The sequence below is a fragment of the Streptomyces sp. AF1A genome (genome assembly GCF_047340315.1).
GTDB lineage: Bacteria > Actinomycetota > Actinomycetes > Streptomycetales > Streptomycetaceae > Streptomyces.
Genome location: NZ_JBLEBI010000322.1, coordinates 1 through 3461, shown reverse-complemented (window position 1 = coordinate 3461; position 3461 = coordinate 1). Strand labels below are relative to the sequence as shown.

The 3461-nt window shown below is 73.2% G+C and carries 2 protein-coding genes and 1 pseudogene; all 3 read left to right on the top strand.

The window, feature by feature from the left end; genetic code table 11:
- Positions 1 to 419, top strand: a pseudogene (locus tag ACLU3S_RS36335) (ATPase); the annotation flags it as partial.
- Positions 420 to 427: 8 nt separating this feature from the next.
- Positions 428 to 1996 carry a sodium:solute symporter gene (locus ACLU3S_RS36330; protein ID WP_413956243.1) on the top strand — a complete coding sequence of 523 codons (1569 nt, stop codon included), beginning with the start codon at positions 428 to 430 and terminating at the stop codon, positions 1994 to 1996.
- A gap of 279 nt (positions 1997 to 2275) precedes the next feature.
- Positions 2276 to 3454: an anhydro-N-acetylmuramic acid kinase gene (locus tag ACLU3S_RS36325; RefSeq protein ID WP_413956242.1), complete on the top strand. Its 1179-nt coding sequence runs from the start codon at positions 2276 to 2278 to the stop codon at positions 3452 to 3454.
- Positions 3455 to 3461: the final 7 nt, after the last annotated feature.

Sequence of the window (3461 nt, the reverse complement as noted above, 5' to 3'; positions counted from 1 at the left end):
CGGCCGTCGGCCGCGACGGCAACCCCGCCCGCACCGCCGCGTCGTTCGCGCCGGACGTGGCCCGCCTGGCCGCGACGGGCGACGCCGCGGCCTCGGAGATCATCCGGGGCGCTGCCGCCGCGCTGGGCGAGGCCGTGCTCGCCGCCGCTCGCCGGATCGGGGGCGACGAACTGTCCGTCACCTTCACCGGCGGGCTCACCGGCCTCGGGGAACCCCTCCTCGGGCCGCTGCGCGCGGCGCTCGCCGGCTTCCCGCGCCCCCTGCACCTGCGGTCCCCGCTCGGTCAGCCGCTGGACGGTGCACACCTGCTGGCGCTGGACGCCCACGCGCCGCACGAGCCCCACGTCGTCCGCGTCCGGCGGGCGGCGTCCTACCCCACTGTCCCCGCCCCGCCGGTGCCCCCGCCGGCCGTTGCTTAGGAGTGAGCGTGCGTCAACTCGACCTCGTGGTGGTCGTCGTCTATCTGGTGGCGATCGCCGTGATCGGACTGCGCCTGGCCGGGCGGCAGAGCACGGCGAAGGACTACTTCGTCGGCGAAGGCAGCATGCCGTGGTGGACGGTCTCGTTCTCCGTGGTGGCCACCGAGACCAGCGTGCTCACCGTCATCAGCGTGCCCGGTGGCGCGTACAGCGGGCAGGGCTTCGGCAACGTCGAACTGGCCCTCGGCTACGTCATCGGCCGGGTCGTCGTGGCCACGGTGCTGATCCCCCTGTACAAGCGTGGCGGCTTCGTCAGCGCCTACCAGTACCTGGGCAGCAGATTCGGGCTGAAGCTGCAGGGGCTCGCCTCGGTGACGTTCGTCTTCACCCGCCTCCTCGCCGAGGGCGTCCGGCTGTTCGCCTCCGCCATCCCGATCAAGCTGCTGCTCGACGAGTTCGGCGTGCACGCGGGCTACCGGCTGATCATCATCGTGCTCACGGTGATCACCGTCGTCTACACCTACCTCGGCGGCATCAAGGCCGTCATCTGGACCGACGCCATCCAGATGGGCCTGTACCTGGGCGGCGCCATCCTCGCCATCGCCGTGCTCTCCGGCCACGTCGGCGGCAGCGGGTTCTCGGGCGCGCTGCACTCGGGCCACTTCAAGCTGTTCGACACCAACTTCGACCTGGCGCACATCCTGACCAGCCCGTTCGCGCTGCCCACCGCGATCGTCGGCGGCGCCATCTTCGCCATGGCCAGCCACGGCTCCGACCAGCTGATCGTCCAGCGGGTGCTGGCCACCCGCTCGCTGCGCGACGGCCAGAAGGCCATGATCGCCTCCGGTGTCTTCGTCACCCTCCAGTTCGCCGCCTTCTCCCTCGTCGGCGCCCTGCTGTGGTCGTACAACCAGGGCAAGGACTTCAAGCAGCTCGGCCTGAGCAGCTCCGACAACCTCTACCCGCAGTTCATCCTGCACGGACTGCCCGTGGTGATCTCCGGTCTGCTGGTGGCGGGCATCCTGGGCGCCGCGATGGGCTCCCTGTCCTCGGCGCTGAACTCCATGTCGAACTCGACGGTCTCCGACATCATCCACAGCTTCTTCCGCAGCACGCCGTCCGAGGCGTCGCTGCTGAAGCTCGCCCGGGTGATGACGCTGGTGTGGGCGGTGCTGATGGCGGTCTTCGCCTGTGCCTTCAGCACCAGTACCGGCAACGTCTATCTGACCGGTCTGACGATCGCGGGCTACACCTACGGCGCCCTGCTCGGCGCGTTCCTGCTGGGGCGCATCGTCCGGCGCGCGAACGAGATCGACTCCATCGTGGCGTTCCTGGTGACGGTCGGCGTGATGACGTACATCGTGCGCAGCGTCAAGATCGACGTCACGGTCGCCGGGGCCACCGTGCCGACCGCGATCGCCGCCCAGTGGCTGGTGCCGATCGGCGTCGTGATCACCCTGGTGGTCGGGGGCCTGATGAGCCTGTTCCACCGCGCCCCGGAGAGCGCCGCCCTCCCGGTGGCAGGCGAGGCGGACCCCGGACCCGACCACCTCACCGCGGTCGCCGGCCGCGACTGACGGCGCGCACGCCCCACCCGGTGCGGGGCCGCCGCGGCGGCCCCGCACCCGCCCCGTTCCGACCCGGCGTTCCGAGCCCGTCCCGAGCGCCTTCCCAGCCCGTCCCGAGCCGCTTCCGACCCCTTTACGAGCCCCATCCGAGCCCCATCCGAGCCTCTTCCAAGCCCCTTCCGAGCCCCTTCCGAGCCCCATCCGAGCCCCATCCGAGCCCCAGGGAGAAGCCATGCCGCAGCGTCGACCGACACCGCCCACTCGGCGGACCAGGCACCGGGAGGCGCCGTGCGCGTGATCGGCCTGATGTCGGGCACCTCCTACGACGCCATCGAGGCGGCCTCGGCGGACCTCGCCCTGGAGGGCGACACCCTGCTCCTGCGGCCCCTCGGGCATCTCTCGGTCCCCTACCCGGACGACCTCAGGGACCTGATCGGCGCCACCCTGCCGCCGGCCGCGACGACCGCGCAGGCGATCTGCGCCCTGGACACCGGTGTCGGCCAGGCCTTCGCCGACGCCGCCGGACGCGCGCTGCGCGAGCTGTGCGACGGCGCCGCCGACCTCGTGGTCTCGCACGGCCAGACCATGTACCACTGGGTCGAGGACGGCACCGTCCGCGGCACGCTCCAGCTCGGCCGGCCCGCCTGGATCGCCGAGGCCACCGGGCTCCCCGTCGTCTCCGACCTGCGCAGCCGGGACGTGGCGGCGGGCGGGCAGGGCGCCCCGCTGGTCGGCATGACCGACACCCTGTTGCTGCGCGCCCTGCCCGGTACGCCCGCCGCGCTGAACCTCGGCGGCATCGCCAACGTCACCGTCCTCGCGCCCGGCGCCGAGCCGCTGGCCTTCGACACCGGCCCCGCCAACGCCCTGCTCGACGCGGCCGTAGGGCACTTCACCGGCGGCGCCGCCGGCTACGACGAGGACGGACGCAGGGCCTCCGCCGGCCGGACCAGCCCGCAGTTGCTGCGCGCGCTCCTGGACGACCCCTACTACCGCAGGCCGGCCCCCAAGAGCACCGGCAAGGAGCACTTCCACCTGCCCTACCTGCAGCGGGCGCTGGCGGCAGCGCCCACCGAGGAACCCGACGACGTCCTGGCCACCCTGACCCGGCTCACCGCCGTCACCGTGGCCGACGCCTGCCGCGCCCACGGCGTCACGGAACTCGTCGTCTCCGGCGGCGGCACCCGCAACCCGGTGCTCATGCGCATGATCGCCGAGGAACTGCCCGGCGTGCGGCTGCGCCCCAGCGACGACCTGGGCCTGCCCTCCGACGCCAAGGAGGCCCTGGCCTTCGCCGTCCTCGGCTTCCTCACGGTGCACGGGCTGCCCGGCACCCTGCCCTCGGGCACCGGCGCCCGCCGGGCCACGCTGCTGGGCAGCATCACCCCCGGGTCGGCACCGCTGCGCCTGCCCGCACCCGCCGCGCGGCCGCCCCGCCTGCTGCGCATCGACCGCCCCGCCCACTGAACCGCCC